Annotated in this window: 21 protein-coding genes and 1 riboswitch; of the genes, 1 reads left to right on the top strand and 20 read right to left on the bottom strand. The window is 37.8% G+C overall.

Going from position 1 to position 21,451, the window contains the following annotated elements; all coding sequences use genetic code 11:
- Positions 1-65: 65 nt before the first annotated feature.
- The 16 genes from J7S27_02635 to uvrB all read right to left on the bottom strand — a co-directional run bounded on the left by J7S27_02635 (position 66) and on the right by uvrB (position 14,386).
- Complete coding sequence (locus J7S27_02635) at positions 66-794, bottom strand: ABC transporter ATP-binding protein (GenBank protein ID QTU83435.1); 729 nt, start codon at positions 792-794, stop codon at positions 66-68.
- The gene (locus J7S27_02630; protein QTU83434.1) at positions 794-1,792 is read right to left on the bottom strand and encodes an ABC transporter substrate-binding protein; all 999 of its coding nucleotides are present in this window, start codon (positions 1,790-1,792) and stop codon (positions 794-796) included. The genes J7S27_02635 and J7S27_02630 overlap by 1 nt, the downstream gene beginning before the upstream one ends.
- A 12-nt stretch (positions 1,793-1,804) precedes the next feature.
- Complete coding sequence (locus tag J7S27_02625) at positions 1,805-2,527, bottom strand: ABC transporter permease (protein ID QTU83433.1); 723 nt, start codon at positions 2,525-2,527, stop codon at positions 1,805-1,807.
- Positions 2,528-2,531: 4 nt separating this feature from the next.
- A complete protein-coding gene (locus J7S27_02620) occupies positions 2,532-2,813 on the bottom strand; it encodes a thiamine-binding protein (GenBank protein QTU83432.1) in 282 nt (93 codons plus the stop codon).
- Positions 2,814-2,883: 70 nt separating this feature from the next.
- Positions 2,884-2,986: riboswitch (TPP riboswitch) on the bottom strand.
- A gap of 141 nt (positions 2,987-3,127) precedes the next feature.
- Positions 3,128-3,745, bottom strand: coding sequence for a V-type ATP synthase subunit D (locus J7S27_02615; protein QTU83431.1), 618 nt, complete (start codon positions 3,743-3,745; stop codon positions 3,128-3,130).
- Between the two features lie 3 nt (positions 3,746-3,748).
- Entirely contained in the window at positions 3,749-5,125 is a 1,377-nt protein-coding gene (locus J7S27_02610; GenBank protein ID QTU83430.1) for a V-type ATP synthase subunit B, read from the bottom strand.
- Positions 5,118-6,902, bottom strand: coding sequence for a V-type ATP synthase subunit A (locus J7S27_02605; GenBank protein QTU83429.1), 1,785 nt, complete (start codon positions 6,900-6,902; stop codon positions 5,118-5,120). Before J7S27_02605 ends, J7S27_02610 begins: the two co-directional genes overlap by 8 nt.
- A gap of 18 nt (positions 6,903-6,920) precedes the next feature.
- The gene (locus tag J7S27_02600) at positions 6,921-7,232 is read right to left on the bottom strand and encodes a V-type ATP synthase subunit F (protein ID QTU83428.1); all 312 of its coding nucleotides are present in this window, start codon (positions 7,230-7,232) and stop codon (positions 6,921-6,923) included.
- Complete coding sequence (locus tag J7S27_02595; GenBank protein QTU83427.1) at positions 7,222-8,205, bottom strand: V-type ATPase subunit; 984 nt, start codon at positions 8,203-8,205, stop codon at positions 7,222-7,224. The genes J7S27_02600 and J7S27_02595 overlap by 11 nt, the downstream gene beginning before the upstream one ends.
- 9 nt (positions 8,206-8,214) lie before the next feature.
- Positions 8,215-8,769: a hypothetical protein gene (locus J7S27_02590; GenBank protein QTU83426.1), complete on the bottom strand. Its 555-nt coding sequence runs from the start codon at positions 8,767-8,769 to the stop codon at positions 8,215-8,217.
- 10 nt (positions 8,770-8,779) lie between these two features.
- Positions 8,780-9,253, bottom strand: a complete 474-nt coding sequence (locus tag J7S27_02585) for a V-type ATP synthase subunit K (protein QTU83425.1) — start codon at positions 9,251-9,253, stop codon at positions 8,780-8,782.
- The gene (locus J7S27_02580) at positions 9,253-11,160 is read right to left on the bottom strand and encodes a V-type ATP synthase subunit I (protein QTU83424.1); all 1,908 of its coding nucleotides are present in this window, start codon (positions 11,158-11,160) and stop codon (positions 9,253-9,255) included. Before J7S27_02580 ends, J7S27_02585 begins: the two co-directional genes overlap by 1 nt.
- Positions 11,138-11,470 (bottom strand): hypothetical protein, encoded by a 333-nt coding sequence (locus J7S27_02575; GenBank protein ID QTU83423.1) that lies wholly within the window; start codon positions 11,468-11,470, stop codon positions 11,138-11,140. The genes J7S27_02580 and J7S27_02575 overlap by 23 nt, the downstream gene beginning before the upstream one ends.
- Positions 11,471-11,597: 127 nt before the next feature.
- The gene (locus J7S27_02570) at positions 11,598-12,002 is read right to left on the bottom strand and encodes an OsmC family protein (GenBank protein ID QTU83422.1); all 405 of its coding nucleotides are present in this window, start codon (positions 12,000-12,002) and stop codon (positions 11,598-11,600) included.
- A gap of 46 nt (positions 12,003-12,048) precedes the next feature.
- Entirely contained in the window at positions 12,049-12,279 is a 231-nt protein-coding gene (gene nrdH / locus J7S27_02565; protein QTU83421.1) for a glutaredoxin-like protein NrdH, read from the bottom strand.
- Between the two features lie 121 nt (positions 12,280-12,400).
- The gene (gene uvrB / locus J7S27_02560) at positions 12,401-14,386 is read right to left on the bottom strand and encodes an excinuclease ABC subunit UvrB (GenBank protein QTU83420.1); all 1,986 of its coding nucleotides are present in this window, start codon (positions 14,384-14,386) and stop codon (positions 12,401-12,403) included.
- A 141-nt stretch (positions 14,387-14,527) separates the two neighbouring features.
- Here uvrB and J7S27_02555 point away from each other — a divergent pair, with 141 nt between their 5' ends.
- A complete protein-coding gene (locus J7S27_02555; GenBank protein ID QTU83419.1) occupies positions 14,528-15,091 on the top strand; it encodes a peptide deformylase in 564 nt (187 codons plus the stop codon).
- An 84-nt stretch (positions 15,092-15,175) separates the two neighbouring features.
- On the opposite strand, the gene mgtE (J7S27_02550) is transcribed toward J7S27_02555, so the two are convergent.
- The 4 genes from mgtE (J7S27_02550) to J7S27_02535 form a co-directional block, all read right to left on the bottom strand.
- Complete coding sequence (gene mgtE / locus J7S27_02550; GenBank protein QTU83418.1) at positions 15,176-16,543, bottom strand: magnesium transporter; 1,368 nt, start codon at positions 16,541-16,543, stop codon at positions 15,176-15,178.
- Positions 16,543-17,865: a magnesium transporter gene (mgtE, locus tag J7S27_02545; protein ID QTU83417.1), complete on the bottom strand. Its 1,323-nt coding sequence runs from the start codon at positions 17,863-17,865 to the stop codon at positions 16,543-16,545. Before mgtE (J7S27_02545) ends, mgtE (J7S27_02550) begins: the two co-directional genes overlap by 1 nt.
- Before the next feature lie 420 nt (positions 17,866-18,285).
- A complete protein-coding gene (gene lpdA / locus J7S27_02540) occupies positions 18,286-19,695 on the bottom strand; it encodes a dihydrolipoyl dehydrogenase (protein QTU83416.1) in 1,410 nt (469 codons plus the stop codon).
- Positions 19,696-19,814: 119 nt separating this feature from the next.
- On the bottom strand, positions 19,815-21,419 hold the full coding sequence (locus J7S27_02535) for a dihydrolipoyllysine-residue acetyltransferase (protein ID QTU83415.1): 1,605 nt from the start codon (positions 21,417-21,419) through the stop codon (positions 19,815-19,817).
- Between the last annotated feature and the right edge of the window lie 32 nt (positions 21,420-21,451).

Raw genomic sequence — 21,451 nt, 5'->3', positions numbered from 1 at the left:
GACATAAACTCGATTTAAAAGGTGATGGCAACGCCCTATCGGAAGTTGCCATCACCAAATGTACGCTATTTTTTTACACCTAAAATGCTCAATATTTCTTGTTTATATTTTGTCCGTTGGATAGCTTCATCTTCATTTGGATTGATGTTAATAACCAACTCTGCGGTAATTTTACCGGGGCGACCTTGCATAATGTAAATACGATCACTCAAGTCAACGGCTTCTTGCACATCGTGCGTAATGAGCACACTCGTTAATTGAAACTGTTTATGAATGGCTTTATACCATTGATGCACTTCTAACTTTGTCAACGCGTCCAAAGCCCCGAATGCTTCATCTAATAAAAAGAGTGAATGCCCAAACATGTAGGTTCGTAATAAGGCGATACGTTGTTTCATGCCACCACTTAATTCATGCGGATATTTTGTAGCGTACGCATCTAATTGAAATTGTTCTAATAAAGCAAGCGCTTCTTGATGCGCTTCACGTTTATTGATCCCTTGAATGATTTTAGGCAACATCACATTATCAATGACGCTCTTATGTGGTAATAGCACATCTTTTTGTAACATGTAGCTCACTTGATGTTTTAATAATGGAACATTATCCACTTCGATTTGCCCTTCTTGTCCATCAATCAATCCTGCAATTAAATGGAATAGTGTTGTTTTTCCGACACCACTTGTTCCTAATATGGTCACAAATTCTCCATTGTTTACATGTAAACTAATATTGTCTAATATTTTTGTCTGTTCATATGAAAAACTAACGTTTTTTACATTTAAATTTGTCATTATTTTAAGTACTCATTCGTAAAACCAGCATTTTCTGGTAATTTATTGTCTAATATTTTAGCGTCTGCTAAAAATTGATAAAAGTCATTCCAACGTTTTGCATCAATCTCTCCCCAACGTTTTGGGTCACTTGCATATTGTTTTGAAATGTATTGTTGTGATTTCACGATAAAATCACGTCTTTCTTTTAATTCAGGCGCATACTTTATTAAAATATCCGCACTTTCTTCGGGGTGTTCAATGGCGTATTGGTAACCTTTTTTTATCGCGCGCAACACTTTTTTAGCTTGCTCGGGATTATTTTTTAAATACTCATTGTTTGCGATAATAACTGGTGTGTAATAATCCAATTGTGGTGCATAATCTTTTAAATAGAAGAAATTGGTATCCAATTTTAATTCTTCTTTAGCCATGATACCGTCCCAAGCGTGAAAGACCCATGCACTATCAAACAAGCCGTTTACAATGGGAACCATTGAATTGGAATCAACATTTGGAACGAGTTTTACGTCATCGTAACGACCGCCTTGTTGCGTCACGATATGCGACAACATTGCCAATTCAATAGGATCATTCCACGTCCCATATGTTTTGCCTTCAAGTTGTTTTGGTGATGTAATTCCCGTTTCTTTTTTAGAAATAATTCCCGATGTATTGTGTTCAACAATTGCAGCAACCGCTGAAATAGGCGCTCCTTTTGCTAATTTTTTCGCCATAGAATCTTGGAAATAAACGGCAAACGGCGCTTTATTATTGACCACTAAATCACTCGAACTATCTTCGGGTGGCAATTTAATGTCTAAATCAATGCCTTCAGCTGCTAAAAAACCTTTTTCTTTTGCCACATACAATCCCGTATGGTTTGTATTAGGTGTCCAATCTAAAATAAAATCAACTTTTTCTAATGTTTTTGGTGAAGTTTGTTTGGCTGTTTCTGGATTAGAGCACCCAAATAAACCTAACAAAGCAACGCTTAATAATGTTACTACCTTTTTCATTTTTATCCCCTTCTATCTTCGCCATGTAATGACGCGTTTTTCTAGTTGTTCTACTGCTTTCATGCTCAATAAACTAATGATTGAGACAATGATAATAATCGCAAACATCGTATCGTATTGAAAAATTTTTTTGGCACGAATCATATACACCCCTAAACCTTCAAATCCACCTAACCATTCTGACACGACCGCCGAAATAAAGGCGTAAGATACACTCACTCGTAGTCCTGCAAAAAAATAAGGTAATGTTGCAGGGATTTTAAAATGTACTAACGTTTGTTGTTTTGTTGCGCGCATCAATTGAAATAGCATTAACGTATCTTTATCTGCTTGGCGAAAACCGTCCAAAATACTAATCACAATGGGGAAAGTTGTCGTCATGACAATGAGTACAATTTTAGGCAACATACCATATCCAAGCCACAACACTAAAATGGGTGCCAATGCAATGGTTGGAATCGTTTGTGTCATGACTAAAAATGGATAAATGGCTTTTTGAAATAGCGGCACACTATCCATAATTAGCGACAAGACAACCGCAATCATGACACCAAGCAACAATCCTAGCAATGCCACAAACAATGTGAATTGTCCATGATACAACAAATACGCGTAATCTCGGAAAATCGATTGCATAATTTCTAACGGTGTAGGCAATATATATTGTGGCAATACGTTTAAAAAACCACAGGCTTGCCAAATTAAAATAAGGATAGACACACTCATAACGCTCATGTGTTTATTCAGAAAATTTTTCAAGTTTTTCGTCGATGCTCAATATATTGCCGTAATTGATTTTAACGTTGGCAAATATATTGTCGCACTCCTTTCCTGCCAAAGAAATGGCATCTTTTAACATTGTCATCAAGGTATCAAAATCACCTTCCAATACCGTTTCAAACGGTGTGACTTGCACACGAACATTTTCTTGTGATTGTAAAAATGCAATCACGTCATCAATGACAACTATACGGTTTGGGTGAGTCAGTGGTAAAATTTGTAATGCAATACTACAATTCATAAAATCACCTCCTAAATTTTGACACAACAGCTAACAAAAAGCGCACTTACCTATACGATAAGCGCGCAAAAATACTGTCATTTTCATTTCCCTACGCTAGCATTACCTAGATCAGGTATGGTCGAAGCTTACACTTCCTCTCAGACTGTACACAGACTCCCGTATATAACTGTATTATACATGAAATGAAACCGATTTAAAAGGAAAAAGTGCCGACCCAAGATACGGTGGCACCCGTTTTCATCAACAATGTACAACTCGTTAGCATTTCACATAAAACGAAAAACACCAACTGCAGTAGCTGGTGTTTTCTGTTATTTATCTTTCACTTTCATCATACGCACAATGTTACTTCGCTCATTTTCTTCCAATTTCATTTGAATATAATGAATCGTTTCTTTCAATTGCGGAATGATTAAATGTTCTAACGCATTCACACGACGACGTGTTTTCTCGATTTCGTCAGCAAGCAATTGACACGTCTTTTCGATTTGCGCCAAAGCTAATAAATCGTCCGTTACACTTTGAATTGACTCAATGGCATCGTCCATTTCGACCGTTGAATTTAACATGCCGTAAGGAATTTTTGATTGTTGTGTTGGTGTCTGCAAAGTCAATTGTGGTACGTTAACACTCATAATGTTTTGTTCATCAATTTGAAGTGCTACTTTTTCCATGGGAATTGTCAAACCTTCTTCAATAAACACTTCATTTAATTGTGTTTTCGCCAATACAAATGATTGCATACCTAACGTTAAACGTTCTTCTACACGACGGCGCAGCGTATTGTTTTCACGAATTAAGTCGATAAAACGACGCATTAATTCATCTTGCTTATCTTTAAGTAGTTTATGTCCACGCGTTGATGTTTTTAACCGCTTTTTTAAAACGGTCATTTCCATACGCGTTGGTTTTACATTTAATCGTGCCATAGACTACTCTCCCGCTGGTAAATAAGTATCTAGCATGTCATCTTTAATTCGCTTCAATTCTGTTCGTGGTAAAATGGATAACAAGTCCCAACCTAAATCAAGCGATTGTTGAATGGTACGGTTTGTGTAGAATCCTTGATTAATGTATTCTTCTTCAAAACGTTTGGTAAATTCAACATATAATTTATCTGTTGCAGATAATGCCGCTTCACCTAACACAACCGCTAATTCTTTAACTTGTTTACCATGCGCATACGCAGCAAATAATTGGTTCATTGTCGGCGCGTGGTCTACACGTGTTTTACCTTCACCTGTTCCTTTATCTTTCAAACGAGACAATGATGGTAAGACGTTAATTGGTGGTTTGATACCGGATTTATTCAATTCTTGAGATAAAATAATTTGTCCTTCGGTAATATAACCGGTTAAGTCGGGAATCGGATGCGTAATATCATCTTCCGGCATCGTTAAAATTGGAATTTGTGTAACGGATCCTTTTTTACCGACTAGACGACCAGCGCGTTCATATAGCGTTGATAGATTGGTATACAAGTAACCGGGATACCCACGACGACCTGGTACTTCACGACGTGCAGCAGATACTTCACGCAACGCTTCACAATAGTTTGTCATATCTGTCATAATGACTAAAACGTGCATATCTTTTTCAAATGCTAAATATTCCGCAGCAGTCAATGCCATTTTCGGTGTTGCAATACGTTCAATTGACGGGTCATTTGCCAAGTTAATGAACATGACAGAACGTTCAATGGCACCTGTTTTTCTAAAGTCTTCCATGAAATATTCCGCTTCTTCAAACGTAATTCCCATTGCTGCAAAAACAACGGCAAATTTTTCGTTAGAATTTAAAACGGTTGCTTGACGGGCAATTTGTGCAGCTAATTCTTTATGCGGTAATCCTGCACCTGAAAAAACGGGCAATTTTTGTCCACGTACTAACGTGTTTAAATGGTCAATCGCCGATACCCCTGTTTGAATAAATTCATCGGGATAATCACGACTAATTGGATTAATCGCTTGACCGTTAATATCCAAATATTTTTCAGGAATTAAATTTGGTCCACCATCAATCACATTTCCCATACCGTCAAACACGCGTCCAATCATATCTGATGAAACGGCTAATTCAACGGGTTTACCTTTAAAGCGAACTTTTGTATCACGAATGTTAATACCACTACCGCTCTCAAATAACTGAACTAACGCTTTGTCGTAATGCACTTCAAGAACTTGTCCTTGGCGTACTGTGCCATCGGCCAATTGGATGTCTACCAATTCATCAAATTTAACACCTTCAACTTGTTCAACCGCCATTAAAGGTCCGACCACTTCCGTGACTGTTTGATATTCTTTAATCATGTCGTGTCATACCTCCTTGTGCCACAACGGCTTTTAGCGTTGTTTTAATTGTATCTTTCAATGACACTAAACGTGCCAAATCTTTTTCGGCAACATATTTTGCACGTGCAATACGATCACGCACTTCTGTTGTACCTTGCATAATTTCGTCATAGTACGCCCCTAGTTTTAAGGCTTTACGACTTTCTGTTTCAAACAATAAAATTAACTCTAACATTAACGCTTGTTTTTCGTAAGATGTAAATGTGTCAACATCATCAAATGCGTTTTGTTGTAAGTAGTCTTCACGAATCATACGCGCTAAAATCATGGTGATTTTATCTTTATCGGATAACGCATCTAAACCGACTAAGCGAACGATTTCTTCTAATTGTGCTTCTTCTTGTAATAAACTCATCGCATGTGTCACACGTTTTGACCAATCGATACCTAGTTTTTCATCTAAATATTCACCGACTTCATCAACGTATAATGAATAAGATGACAACCAGTTCATTGATGGGAAATGACGTTTTTGTGCTAATAATGCATCAAGTCCCCAGAATACTTTGACAATACGCAATGTGTTTTGTGTAACGGGTTCTGAAATATCTCCACCTGGTGGGGATACGGCTCCAATGGCAGTAACACTACCTAGACGACCTTCTTTACCAAGTGTCACCACTTTTCCGGCACGTTCGTAATATTCAGCGATACGGCTACCTAAATACGCAGGATACCCTTCATCTCCAGGCATTTCTTCTAAACGACCAGACATCTCGCGTAACGCTTCTGCCCAACGGGACGTCGAATCTGCCATAATCGCTACGTTATATCCCATATCTCTAAAATATTCCGCAATGGTAATACCTGTATAAATAGACGCTTCACGAGCGGCAACGGGCATATTGGACGTATTGGCAATTAAAATGGTACGGTTCATCAATGATTTACCGGTATTTGGGTCAATCAATTCTGGGAACTCATTTAATACGTCGGTCATTTCATTACCACGTTCACCACACCCAACGTAAACAACAATATCAACATCCGACCATTTGGCGATTTGATGTTGTACAACTGTTTTCCCAGCACCAAACGGTCCCGGAACAGCTGCTCCACCACCTTTAACAACAGGGAAAAACGTATCAATGACACGTTGTCCTGTTTGGACAGGTTCTTTTGGATTTAATTTTTGGGCAAAGGGACGACCACGACGAACAGGCCATTTTTGCATCATGGTAAACGATTCAACACCTTTGTCTGTGCGTAATGTATAAACAGTATCTTCAATCGTGAATTCACCATTTTCAACACTTGTAATAACACCTTGTTTACCGTTTGGCACCATAATTTTATGTGTAATAATATCTGTTTCTTGAACGGTTCCAATAATATCACCGCTACTCACACTATCTCCAACAGATACGACTGGCGTAAATTGCCATTTTGTTTGACGATTTAATGGTGCAATATGCACACCACGCACTAAAAAGTCACTACCTGTTTGATCACGGTACGTGTCTAAAGGACGTTGAATCCCGTCAAACATTTGCGATAAAATTCCGGGTGCTAATTCGACAGATAATGGTTGTCCTGTCGTTACAACCGGCTCACCAACACCTAATCCAGAAGTTTCTTCATACACCTGAATAGAAGCGATATCGCGTCTCATTTCAATAATTTCACCAATTAATCCTAAATGTCCCACTTCGCAAATATCTTGGATATTGGCATCTTCCATGCCACTAGCTAAAACTAATGGACCAGAAATTTTTATAATTTCTCCAGCTTTCACGCAATCTTTCCTTTCTGTCTACAAAATATTTGTACCGATCGCTTTTTCAACATTTTCTTGAATGTTGGATAGACCGATATTTAGTGTTCCTTTATAATTTGGAATTAAAATTAAGGCAGGAACACTTTTTGTTCTGTAATACGCTACGGTATCGGGAATATCAGCAGCTAATTGCTCTGTTAAATAAATAACACCATAGGCATTTTGTTCTAATTCACGAATGGCTTGTCGTGCATCTTGTCCGTTACGACAAGCAACCGTATCAAAACCAATAATTTGGAAAGGCATTATTGAATCTTTGTCGCCAACTACTGCTATTTTATACGACATAAGTAGGTTTCATCCTTTCTCTTAATAATGTAGTATCCATTTGATTATCTTTACCCGTTAAAATTAAACGCAAGTTTTTAATTTCCATTTCTTTATAAAAGACATACGCCAATACGGGTAAAAATCCAAACGCTTCATATTTCGCATCTTGTAAATAGTCGTGTGTCACACTATCTTTCAAGCGCTCTACAACACTCGCCGTAACATCACCTTGTTGCAACGTTTTTGAAGATTTTGAAAAATCAACAACGCGTGACAACATCAAGACAATATCGTCAATTTGTCCGTTCATCGCGAATCGAATCAATTCGTACGGGTCTAAATGCCCACCTGCATTCATGATAAACGTCAACTGACTACGCGATAGACGCCCTTTGCTTAAACGTAAAATTGTCGTTACATTGAAAATATCGATCCATAGTCGAACCAAGTGAATCAGTTTCTCGTCTTGTAACTGGTCTACTGCATGTAAAACATGTGAAAAATACGCTTCGTCCATCATCACATCAATGGATTGGACATTTTCGTAATGGGCGTAATTATCTAAAACCGACTTTACTTGAGAAACCATCACTTCGGGTAACGCTGTTGATTCTTGCGTTTGTACAAGGTGACGTAATTGTTCTATTGAATACGCGCCAATCGGCACTGATAAATGCGATAACGACGTGTTCATCACCGATTCTTTAATCAACACTTTTAAGTTATGATACACGTAAATCAGCGAAAACACATTTTCCACTTGTTCATCATCAATCAATTCTGAAAGGTTGCGATACGTTTCAATTTGCGACTCCTGCAACCCTTTTTCAAAATCGACAGTCAAATGACTGTACACCGTATTTTTCAACGTATTTAGCGCTTGTTCTAAATCATTTGTACGCAAGAGTTGTTCCCATTGATCACTCGTTAAAAACTCACGTTCTTTAATGCGAATAATGGTGTTGGTACTTGCATAATTTTTATCAAACATACACCCTCCTTACTGTTGCAACGACTGCAACAACTCGCTCAAGTAGGTTTGCTTTAAATCATCCACTAACGTTTGGAATAAGAAGTTGTAAGAAATACCATCGGCAGAAAAGACAAAGCCACTTTGTTGTGGTAGTGTTTCATCACTCAATGTCACGTGCTCTGGCAATTCCCAGTGCAACGGCGTTTTTTCTCCACACGTTAGTACGTATTGTTTGTCCTGTGGCAATTGTTTCACAATACTATTGAAAAACTGCGCCATTTGTTCTGTTGGCAACTGCGACAAATGATTGACTGCTTCATCAAAGATTTGTAGCATCACCTGCTGTTTTTCGACAAGCACTTGATTACGTGCGTGATTGCGAATTTTTTGTGATTCAATTTGTTGTGTTTGTGCAATCGTATCATCAATCTGTTTTTGCTCTTTCACAAATTTGTCATTTAACGCAGCAATGCTCTCTTCTTTTTTTACGTTAGCGTCTTTTTCCATAGCAGCAAATTTTCTTGTCAATTCACCGATATGTTTTTCTTTTAACTGTTGTGTAAATGTTGCTAAATCATTCATAACAATCATCCTATCCTAATAAAATAAACGCAATAACGAATCCTAAAATGGCATACATTTCAACCATCCCAGCAAAAATCGCACCTTTCATGAAGTGTTCTTCATTTTTAGCTAAAATTTGAATACCTGCAGTTGCTACACGACCTTGTGCGATTGCTGATGTTAAACCAACAAAACCAACAACAAAACCAGCCATCAACATTTTTAAACCACTTTCGTAAGTTAAACTTGAATTTAAGTTACCGAAAATCATCATTGAAATAACGAAACCGTAGAAACCTTGTGTACCCGGTAACAATTGTAAAATCATCGCTTTACCAAATTTCTCTGGTTGTTCTTTTGCCAGTGCTGCTGCTGCTTCACCCGCCATACCAACACCACGAGCTGAACCTGTACCCGATAAACTCATTGCTAATAAAATACCCATAACACCTAATCCATAGCTACCTACTGACGATGTTAAAAACTCCAATAATTCTTTCATTATTTTTCCTCCATTTTACGTTCTTTAATATCAACATATTTTTCATAAGATTTCAGTGGCTTAAATTTACGACCGCCACCTTCATAAAATTTCCCAAAAAATTCGACAAACTGCAAACGAATGCCGTGCACATAAGCACCCAGTAACGCTAATCCAATGTTTAAACCATGTAAAATGATAAACAATAAAATACCAACGCTAAATCGTGCCAATAATGGTAACATGCCAATAATTTGATTAAAGGCTGATCCAATGCTTGCACCCGCAACACACAACGCCATTAAACGTGTATAACTGGCTAAATCACCAATATACGATGTCGCACCATACAATTTGTATAATCCCGATCCAAAACCTGCGATTTTTCGAGTGGCTCCTGCTGCTGTGAACAATACGACACTGACTAAACTCACACCTATCATCACTAATCCGATAGATTCTAAATTCGGCATATTCACTACTGGACCTAAAACCATGACAACAAGACCTACTAACATACCAACCCATGACAAACCGTCAGAAATGGCATTGGCTACATGACGTTGTTTCAACTGTTCACGTGTGTTGATGAGTAAGCCACAAATCAATTGGAAAATCCCAAACGCAACAGATAAGTATAAAATTTGGACACCATCTTGACTCGTTGAAAATAGTCCGAATCCAATGTCATAACTGAAAAACGATCCAAATAAAATGCCCCATGCAATAATCGGGTAAGAAAGTATATGGAACAGTTTCATGTTTTTACGTGCACCCTTTGTAAGATTGTTTTTATATAGCATATAGCCTGTAAACAATAACATGAGTAACCCGTATCCAATATCGGCTACCATCATTCCGAAAAATACCGCATAAAACGGTGCTAAATATGGTGTTGGATCCACTTCTGTATATTTCGGCAAACTATACATTTCCGTTAATAATTCAAAAGGTTCAACCCATTCGTGATTTTTCAACTGAACGGGTGGCTCTTGTCCGTCTTCTTGTTGATTATCTGATAAAATAACATAACTGTTTTCAGGTAACGTCACTTGTAACAAGTGCGTTAAACGTTGCAATTCATCTTCTTCTACCCAACCGGATAATCCTGAAACGACTTGATGGGACACAATAAACTGTTCGGCTAATTGTCGTTGTTTATCATTTTCCAATAGCTCTTCTAAATACATTAAATCGTGACTGTTTTGCGCTAACTGTTTTAACGACGTCTTAACCGTTTCTTGCTGCATCAATCCTTTTTCTAATTGTTGGTTGAATTGCTCGATTTCTTGAGTAGGTAACTTGTCATATTCATAGTCATACGGTGTAAATTGATGTTTATCCAATACATCACGTATTGTTTGACGATTATCCGCATCACAGTAAATCGCTAGACCTTTTACTTGCTCGTTTTGGAATAACACATCAACGTAACAGTTGTCCAATTCTTTTAATTCACGTAAACCTTTTTCATCTGCTGTTTGAGGAATCGTCCCTAACAATAGCGACACCACATGAAAATGACGTGGTAACGCGTGCAAATGACGCCATTGATTTAACTCATCAATATGATGACGCATCCGTTGTTCTTCTTTTTTCAAATCATCCCATTCTTTTTGTAAAGTTAACGTTTGATTTAAAATATCACGCGATTCAATTTCTGTTTGTTTACTTAACAATTCATCAAAAGTCAGTTGCTCACGTTGAAAGGCTTGTCCTTTTGGTTGAAACGGCATCAGTATTTGTTGGGCACGTTTTGTTTTTGCTATTTGCTCATCAATCTGACTCATCACTTTAGCCTGACTTGACGGTTTACCATCGAGTGCAACCACTTCAAATTTTTGAAATTCTTGCAATGACAACAAAACATCAGATAAACTTTGGCGATCGGTCACAATGAGACATTTACGCATTTTCGATACCGCCATAGCGTGCAAGAACCTCCTTAGTAATTTTTGAAATCAATTCGTCTTTTTGATTGGCAATGCTCACGTTTAACTGTTCAATAGCACTTTCTTGTTTGGCTAATTCTTCAGCACGCAAGTGTTCAATTGCTTTAGTCATTTCTTCTTGTTTTTCTTTGCGATAGACACTTAACGCTTCAGCGCATTTTTGCTGATGTTGTGTTATCGCGTCTTCAATCGATTGTTCCATTTTTCCAATATTACGCTCATGTTCTTCATATAATTGCGCAATGTCTTTTTCGACTTGTAAAATGGTTTCCGTTGAAAGAGTCATATTAACACCTCCATTACTTTGAATTATAACATTTTTAAAATGTTCTTTCTATTATCATCAAAAATAACATGCGACTTTTACAACTATTATAAATAGGAAGAAAACATCAAAAAAAGATTAAAATTTTCTAATTTTCGTACGGTACAACCGTTATAGCGACATGCTCATAGTCTCCGATAATTTTGGAAACCGGACAACGTTTGTGCGCTGACTCAACAATGCGTGTAGCGTCTTCAATCGATAAACTTGCAATACTTGCCGTTGTATCTAATCTAAAATATAAACCCGCTTCACCTTTGTGTAACGACACACGCACATCAACACGAGAGGCAAGATCACCATGCCCTCTTGCTGATAACAGCGCTTTAATCGTCGCATTTAAACAAGTTGCCCAAGCTGCACCCATTAATTCCTCTGGGTTTGTTCCCGGATGATCATTTGTTGGATGGCTTGTCAAAAAACGCTCTTTTGATGTAGACGTTACAACGCCTTCAATCCCTTTATCATTCGTAACTGTAACTTCGTATAACATAAATCCTCCTATGAAAAAAGGCACTTCATCCGAAATGCCTACAATTTTATAATAACCCTTCTAAACTGTCTGGTCTAAAGCCGTTAAATGGTTCTTCACCTTCAATAACGACTACCGGTAAAGATGAAAATCCTAACGCTTTCACTTCTTCCAATGCGACTGCATCTTCTTCAACGTCTTTAACGATAAAATCAATATCGTTATCCAATAAAAATTGTTTTGTAAAATTGCATTGCATACAATTTGGTTTTGAATAAACCGTTACTGGTTTTGACATAACTGTATCTCCTTTTTTTCACTTCACTGCCTAATTATACGCTTATTTTTCAAAAAGGCAACTAGATATGGTTATCTTTTTGATTTTCCAACACATGATATTGTGTTTTTAACATCAGTTTTTACACATCGTATTCTGCTTGGATTTCCAATATAATATCGCGTAATACGGCCGCTTGTTCAAAATCAAGCGCTTTTGCAGCTTGCTTCATCTCTTTTTCTAACTGGGCGACATAAGCAACACGTTGCTTTTTCGTCATCTCTTTTAAAGAAATATTTTTGTCTTCTTTTGTTTCCTTTTCATTCACTTGCGTAATCGCAATTAAATCACGCACTTCTTTAATAATCGTTTTCGGTACAATGCCGTTTGCTTCATTATACGCCATTTGAATACCGCGACGACGTGTCGTTTCGTCCATAGCACGTTTCATTGAATCGGTAATGACATCCGCGTACATGATTACCTTTCCTTCCGCATTACGTGCCGCACGACCAATTGTTTGGACTAGTGAACGTTCACTGCGTAAAAAGCCCTCTTTATCCGCATCTAAAATCGCAACAAGTGTTACTTCGGGAACATCTAACCCTTCACGTAATAAGTTAATACCCACCAACACATCAAACTTACCTAAACGTAAATCACGAATAATTTCTGTCCGTTCTAACGTATGAATATCACTATGTAAATATTTTACTTTAATACCAATATCATCTAAATAATCGCTTAAATCTTCCGCCATTTTTTTAGTCAACGTCGTAATAAAGACACGCCCGTTTTTCTCGATTTGCGCACGAATCTCACCAATTAAATCATCAATTTGATTTTTAATTGGACGCACTTCTACAAGCGGGTCTAATAACCCTGTCGGTCGAATAATTTGTTGTGTAACGGTTGGTGTTTGTGCCAATTCGTACGGACCTGGTGTAGCCGAAATATAAATAATTTGGTTGACACGCTCTTCAAATTCTTCTAACCGTAACGGACGATTATCAACGGCACTCGGTAAACGAAAACCGTATTCCACTAACCGTTCTTTACGCGCTCTATCGCCGTTATACATTCCTTTAACTTGCGACATGGTAATATGTGATTCATCAACCACAATTAAAAAATCATCTGGGAAAAAGTCAATTAGCGTATAGGGTGCTTGACCGGGGAAACGTCCATCCATGTGTCGTGAATAGTTTTCAATTCCGCTACAGTAGCCCATTTCTAAAAGCATTTCAATGTCGTACGTCGTACGTTGTTCAAGACGTTGCGCTTCAATTAGTTTGTTTTCATCGCGTAACACCTCTAAACGTTCTTCTAACTCTTGTTTAATGCTTTCTACGGCACGCAACGTTTGTTCTTGATCGGACACAAAGTGCGCCGCTGGGAAAATAGCAACATGCGAACGACTCGCTTTAATTTCTCCCGTCAACACGTCCACTTCTTGAATGCGATCAATTTCATCACCAAAAAATTCAACACGAATTGCCTGTGAATCACGACTCGCCATAAAAATTTCTACGCTATCCCCACGCACACGAAATGTCCCCGGTCTAAAGTCAAAGTCATTTCGTGTAAACTGCATGTCAATTAATCGATGCAACACATCATCACGTTCAATGACTTGTCCCTGTCTTAAAGACAACACAAATTTTTTATAATCTTCCGGATTAACCAATCCGTAAATACACGATACGGACGCCACAATAATAACATCTCGTCGCTCAATCAGTGCACTCGTTGCTGAATGTCGTAATTTATTAATTTCATCATTCACACTCGACTCTTTTTCAATATACGTGTCACTAGCAGGCACATACGCTTCTGGTTGAAAATAGTCGTAGTACGACACGAAATATTCGACCGCATTATTCGGAAAGAACTCTTTTAACTCACTATACAACTGTCCAGCCAGCGTTTTATTATGCGCTAAAACAAGAGTTGGCTTATTAACTTCTTGAATAACATTTGCGATAGTAAACGTTTTACCTGTTCCGGTTGCTCCGAGTAATGTTTGCGCTCGTTTATTGGCGTTTAACCCAGCAACTAATTCTTTTATGGCAGCTGGTTGATCACCACTTGGTTGATAAGGTGATACTACTTGAAATTTATCCATCATCTACTCCCCATTACGTCACTTTACAATTCATTTTAACATAAAACAGACTATTATTTACGCTCAACGCATTCGACAAGGTTATTTTCTATCCTTTTCGTTTTATGGTATACTATCCCTATATTAAAAGAAAGAGTGAAACACATGTTATTAATGAAAGATATTATTCGTGAAGGACACCCTACTTTACGTTTAAAAGCAGAAGAACTAACCTTTCCACTAGATGCGGAAACAAAAAAAATTGCAGAAGATATGCTACAATTTTTACACAATTCACAAAATGAAGAAATCGCTGAAAAATATGAACTACGTGCTGGTGTGGGTATTGCTGCACCGCAAATTAACCTGTCTAAACGCTTAATCGCTTTATTATTACCCGGAGAATATGAGGACGATCCTTACATTTTAAATATGGTTATGGTAAACCCAAAAATTGTTAAACATTCTGTGCAACAAACGTGTTTAAAAGATGGCGAAGGTTGTTTATCGGTTGATCGTGCTGTTCATGGATATGTTCCACGCCATCAAAAAATTACCGTAGATTACTACACACTAGACGGCGAACAAAAAACAATCACTTTACGTGGATTAGCTGCTATCGTTGTACAACATGAAATTGATCATTTAGACGGCGTCATGTTTTACGATCGTATTGACCAAGATAACCCATTAGCATTGCCAGACGGCATTAAAGTATTATCATTTTAACACAAACAACGCTCCCGCGATTTGCTGGAGCGTTGTTTCATACCGTTAACAGCATACGTTGTCAACACGATATCATACAAGTATCTATACTAAATTTAAAAAATAAGTTGCCATTGTAAAATAAATGATTAAACTTGCAGCATCTACTAATGTCGTAATGACTGGAGCCGCCATACTGGCAGGGTCTAGTTTTAACGATTTAGCCATCAATGGTAACAACCCACCAATCACATTAGCAATAATAATCGATAGTACCAACGTTAAACTAACAACAAACGCAACCGTAATATCACGACCAATCGTTGGCAAAATCATTAAACGAATCATATTCACAACAAATACAATACCACCACATAACAAGCTCACTAAAAATTCTTTTTTCATGACCGTTATGACGTGTTGTTTAAACGTCAAATCATCAATAGCAATACTACGAATAATGGTTGCACTCGATTGACTCCCTGCATTTCCCGCCGTTGACATAATCATTGGAATACTAACGGCTAACGCTGCAACGGCACTCAGTTTATCTTCAAATTGTTGTAAAATTTGACCGGTAAACGACGCAGAAATCATTAAAAACAGTAACCAATAAATGCGGGATTGAATAATTTCTTTTACAGACGTTTCAATATAAGACCCTTTTGTTGAGCCTACCCCACTCATTTTATGAATGTCTTCGCTACCTTCTTCAATCAAAATATCCAATACGTCATCAGCCGTAACAATCCCGATCAATCTCTCTTGATCATTTAAAACAGGAACCGCTGTAATATCGTATTTTTGAATGGTTTGCGCAACCGTTTCTTGATCAGTATGCGTGTAAACAAAAATATCCGATTCTTCAACTAATTCACCAATTAACGTATCGTTATGCGCCACAATAATATCACGCAAGTGAACTACCCCGATATACTCACGAACCGTATTCACAACGTAACAAACGTTAATGGTTTCAACTAAATCCGCTTGTTGCTTGATGCGTTCAATTGCACTTTCTACCGTTTCCATCGATTGCAGTTCCATAAAGTCAATCGACATCATACTACCAGCAGAATCTTCAGCGTAACTGAGCAAATGATTAATTTCAATCCGATGCTGTGGTGATACCGAACTTAAAATTTTACGAATAACATTTGCAGGCATCTCTTCTAAAAAATCCACAATATCGTCACTAAACATGTTATCAATAATGTCGTAAACGTCTTGTGAACTCAATACCTCTACTAAACGTTGTTGGTGTGGTATATCCAAGTACGTAAACAATTCTGCAGCGCTATCTTTTGGGAGCACACGAAATACAAAGACGGCTTGTTGAATGGACAGCTGACCGAAAATATCAGCCAAATCGACAATGTTATATTCCTCAAACATTTCGCGAAGTGCGGGAATGTCTTTATGATTGACATGTTGCAACAATAGTTGCTCTAATGTGTCATTTGTATATTGCATTATATAACACCTCCCAAATAAATCGTCGCTAACGCAAAGTAAATGGTTAGAGAAATGGCGTCACAAACGGTCGTTAAAACGGGACCGCTCATCGTCGCGGGGTCAACACGTATCGTTGTCGCTAAGACGGGTAATAAACCGCCAATCAAGTTGGCAATAAACACAATTAAAAGAACGGTCGTTGAAACTAAAATCGCAACAGAAAACGCTATTTCGGGCATAAATAGGACAATGCGTAACGTATTAACTAAAAATAACACACCACCTAAAACTGCGGACGCTAACATTTCTTTTTTGACGATTGGCCACGCTTGTCTAAACGTTAATTGATCAACAATAATCCCACGAATCACCATCGCACTGGATTGACTACCAGCGTTTCCTGCCGTATCCATTAACATCGGCATGAACACTAAAAGACTTGGTAATTTTAACGTTATCGCAGCATTTTGATTAATAATTGTTCCTGAAATCGTTGCGGACACCATCAAAATCAGCAACCAAAACAAACGACTTTTCGCAATTTGAACAATTGACATATCCAAATAACGCGTAACGGTTGGCGTCATCCCACCCATCTTTTGAATATCTTCCGTAATCTCTTCGGAAATAATATCTAAAACATCATCAATCGTCACAATTCCTAACATTTGATGATACGCATTTACAACGGGCAAGGCAACAAAGTCGTATTTTGACAATACGTTGGCAACATCTTCTTGGTCGTCATCCATTAACACACTAATCACATTAACCGTCATAATATCTTTAATTGTGACATCGTTTGGTGCCAGCAAAATATCTCTCATGGATACAATACCTAGTAAAGTATGTTGCTCATTGGTGACATAACAATATGAAATCGTTTCAGCAATTTTTTCTTGAGATTTGATTTTATTCATTGCAACGACAACGGTATCATCTGGCGATAATTCAACAAAGTCCATCGACATTAACGAACCCGCAGAATACATTTTAAATTGTAACTGCAACGTTAATTGACGTTTTTTCAATGGAGAAACATTATCTAAAATGCGTTGTTTTAATGCTTCATCACTATCTTCAATTAATTCTTTAATATCATCTGTAAAACTGTATTCGACCAACTGATAAATAAAACTGCGTGGTACATTTAGTAGCACCTCTTTTTTAACAGACGCTGGAAAGTATGCAAAAAGCTCTGACGCTTTTTGTGCACCTAATTCCGCTAAAGTTTCACACAATTCATCAATCGGTAAATTTTCAATATGTTCAGCTAATAACACATCACTTTGTGTCGTAACTTCTTCTAGCACGTTAGCTAATTGTGTATCGTTCGCCATGCGCACCTCCTATTTTCATCAACACTTCATTTCGTGTTTGAATGTTCAGTTCACTCACTATTTTATACTGTATTAAACTCTGTCGCAACTCATAGCCTTAATCCAAGACATAAAAGTGTTGGTTGAAATGCATTTATGTAAAAATACAAAAACGTGTACGTTAAATTGAGATGACGGTTAAAAATGAAGCGCTATAATTGTCTTATAAAAAAGGGTTTTGTCATGATTTTCGTTTATCACGTTGCATTAAGTGGACAAACAAAGACAAAAGGTGTTGGTAGCATCATTTGGACGCTACCAACACCACATATTATAGAACCCTTTATGCGTCACAAACACCATTTAACATAGAAACTCAAAAAAGCAAACGGCCTACTACAGCCATTTGCTTTTTGTTTGATTTACAGTTTTATATGACGATTACGCGTGAATTGGTAAACCTAATGCCATTTCTGCTGTATCCATAACGACTTCACCTAATGATGGGTGGCCATGAATGGTTAGAGCAATATCTTCTGCGTTCATGCCACATTCAATCGCTAAACCGATTTCTGCAATAACGTCAGATGCGTTAATTCCAACAACTTGCCCACCAACAATAACGTGGTCTTCTTTTGTTGTTACTAAACGTACAAATCCTTCAGTAGCGTTTAATGATAACGCACGAGCGTTACCTGCTAATGGGAATTTAACTGCTTTAACGTCTAACCCTTGTTCTTTCGCTTCTTTTTCAGTTAAACCTACTGATGCTACTTCTGGGTCAGTGAACGCTACCGCTGGCATTACTTTGTAATCAATTGCTACAGGTTTGCCAGAAATGGCTTCAGCAGCAATTTTTCCTTCGTAACTTGCTTTATGTGCTAAGGCAGCACCCGGTGTGATGTCACCAATTGCGTAAATGTTTGGTTGTGATGTACGACCTTGTTCATCAACAAGAACTAAACCACGCTCATTTGTTTCAACACCTGCAGCTTGTAAGTTTAATTCATCATCTGTGTTTGGACGGCGTCCAACAGATACTAATACGTAGTCAGCTGTAATTTCTTCTGATTTACCGTCAACTTCGTATTTTACTGTTACGCTATCGCCATTGTCGATAGCTTCTTTAGCCATAGCACTCGTTACAATTTTAACACCTTTATCCGCAAATGATTTTTCAACTAATCTCACCATGTCTTTTTCAAACATTGGTAAAATTGAAGGAGAACCTTCTAAAATTGTTACGTCTGCACCTAAGTTTGCATAAGCAGAACCTAATTCAGAACCAACAACACCACCACCGATAACAACGAATTTTTTAGGCACTTCTGGTAAGTTTAACGCACCTGTTGAATCTAAAACGCGTTTACCAAATTTGAAACCTTTAATTTCGATTGGACGGCTACCTGTTGCTAAAATACAGTTGTTGAACGTGTAAGTTTGTGCTGAGTCTTCTGTAACGACACGTAATGTGTTTGAGTCAACCATGAAAACTTCACCGTAAACAACATCAACTTTGTTTTTCTTTAATAACATGCCGACACCAGAAGTTAACGTTTTAACAACTTTGTTGTCTTTCCATTCTTGTGTTTTTGCAAAATCTAATTTAACACCTTCAGCAGATACACCAAAAATTTCTGAATGCATTGCTTCTTGGTAACGGTGTCCTGCAGAAATCAATGCTTTTGATGGAATACATCCAACGTTTAAGCAGACACCACCTAATTTATCTTTTTCAATAATTGTCACTTTTTGACCCATTTGTGCAGCGCGAATTGCGGCAACATATCCACCAGGACCCGCACCAACAACAACTGTGTCTAATTCAATAGCGAAATCTCCTACTACCATTTGACTGTTCTCTCCTTTGTTTTCATAAACAGCCTTACCCAATGCAAGACACATCGGGTAAGTACAATGAAATGCATTTATTTACCATTAATATTAATTTTAAAGTTGTCCCTTTAAGATTAACCTTCCATTAACATTAATTCTGGATCTGCTAATAAACGTTTGATTTCATTCAATGCTTTTTGAGCAGTTGCACCATCAATGATACGGTGGTCAAAACTCAATGATAATTTCATCATACGTCCAACAGCAATTTCACCATCTTTTGTAACAATTGGTTCAGTTGCAATTGTACCTAAACCTAAAATAGCTACTTCAGGGTAGTTGATAATTGGTGTAAACCAAGCTCCACCAACAGAACCAACGTTAGAAATTGTAATTGTTCCTTGTGACATATCAGCAGGTTTTAATTCACCAGCGTGAGCTAATGCTGCTTTACCATTAATTTCATTTGCGATTGCAAAAATAGATTTTGCGTCTGCATTTTTAATGTTTGGTACGTATAAACCACGTTCAGTATCTGTTGCAATACCGATGTTGTAGTAGTTTTTAATGACAACTTCTTGTGTTGCGTCATCAATTGATGCATTCAATAGAGGGAATTTACGTACTGTAGCCACTAACGCTTTAACCACGTATGGCAAGAATGTTAATTTCACACCTTGTTCAGCAGCAACATCTTTAAATTTCTTACGGTGATCCCATAATTTTGATACTTCTACTTGATCAAAGAATGTTACATGCGGTGCAGTATGTTTACTGTTTACCATTGCTTTAGAAATCGCTTTACGCATTGGCGTTAATTTTTCACGAACTTCTAATTCAGGCGTTTGTGATGTGTAAGCAACTGGTGCTGCAGCTGGTGTAGCAGGTGCTGCAACTGTTTCTTGTTGTGGTGTTGCAGTAGCTTCAACAGTTGGTTGTGCTACTGATACTCCGCCACCATTAGCAAATGCATTAACGTCTTCTTTTGTCACACGACCACCTTTACCAGATGGTGTTACTAATGTAATGTCAACACCTAATTCACGGGCAAATTGACGTACTGAAGGCATTGCTAATACACGGGCACTTGGTGCACCTGTTGGTGCGCTTGGTGCTGCAACGGTTGCTTTTTGTGATGCTGGTGCGCTTGGTGCTACTGTAGTTGCTGCAGGCGCTACTGCTGGTCCATGTCCTTCTGCTTCAAATTCAACTAAAACTTGACCTACTGTTGCAACTGTACCTTCTGATACAAGAATGCTTAACACTTTACCAGTAACTGGTGCAGGAATAGACTCAACTGATTTGTCATTTTGTACTTCTAAGAATGGATCGTCTTCTTTAACTGTATCGCCAACGGCAATATGCCATTTTACGATTTCACCTTCATGAATACCTTCACCGATGTCTGGTAATTTGAATTGGAAGTTAGCGCCACCACTTGCTGCAGCTGGTGCTACTTCTTGTGCTGGTGCTGCTGCAGGTGCAGCTGGTGCACTTGCGCTACCGTCTTCAATTTCAATTAATACTTGACCTACTGTTGCAACTGTACCTTCTTGAACTAAGATGTTTGAAACCACACCCGTTACTGGAGAAGGAATAGATTCAACTGATTTATCATTTTGAACTTCTAATAAAACGTCATCTTCTTTAACTGTTTCACCAACAGCTACATGCCATTTTACGATTTCACCTTCATGGATACCTTCACCGATATCTGGTAATTTAAATTGGAATGCCATTTTAAATATTCCTTTCATTTATCAATTTATTG

The sequence above is a fragment of the Carnobacteriaceae bacterium zg-C25 genome (assembly GCA_017945845.1).
In the GTDB taxonomy this organism is placed as follows: domain Bacteria; phylum Bacillota; class Bacilli; order Lactobacillales; family Aerococcaceae; genus WM01.
Note: the sequence above shows the minus strand (reverse complement) of the source record. Positions and strands in the feature narration are given on the sequence as shown.